This is a genomic window from Photorhabdus africana (genome assembly GCF_035181445.1).
Taxonomy (GTDB): domain Bacteria; phylum Pseudomonadota; class Gammaproteobacteria; order Enterobacterales; family Enterobacteriaceae; genus Photorhabdus; species Photorhabdus laumondii.
Genome location: NZ_JAXBVE010000163.1, coordinates 1 through 526 on the forward strand (window position 1 = coordinate 1; position 526 = coordinate 526).

The window sequence follows — 526 nt, forward strand, 5'->3', positions numbered from 1 at the left end:
CATCAGATAGCGAGGGGCTTCATAGAGATTTTTGGCGTCACTGACTACCCAACTAGAAAGCTGGTTTTTTTTCTGATTCAGAATGCCTTCTTCCACTTTGGCAATATTTTCTGGGGAATATTTTTTTAATCCCTCCAGCGAATGACGATGAAAACGCAGGTAGGTACCAAATTCTTCGCGAAAGCGGCGATAGCAGGCCAGAATGCGTTGCTTTTTCTCCTGGGTGTAACCCTGTTTAAAAAACAGAGTAATCGAGAGACCCAGACGAGAAATAGTCAGCCCATCGCCATTGAGGAAGGTAAACGCGGCCAGTTGTGATCTCAACTGGGCAAAGTGATCTAAAGTTTCCATCATATTCTCCATTTAGTTATGAAGCGGTGGCGAATGTCACACTCGCCAATATTGCCAGAACGGTAGCCAACGCAGCGGCGCTTACCGCAGCAGCAGCGGCTAAAATTTCCACCAGTGCAATCAGCGCAGCAGCGACGGCAAGGGTGACCAGGATAACAACGGCAACACCGGCAAT

The 526-nt window shown here is 47.9% G+C and carries 1 protein-coding gene; it reads right to left on the reverse strand.

The window, feature by feature from the left end:
- The coding region (locus tag SLS51_RS23220) for a type VI immunity family protein (RefSeq protein ID WP_323840837.1) at window positions 1–351 on the reverse strand (351 nt) is incomplete at its 3' end.
- Window positions 352–526: the final 175 nt, after the last annotated feature.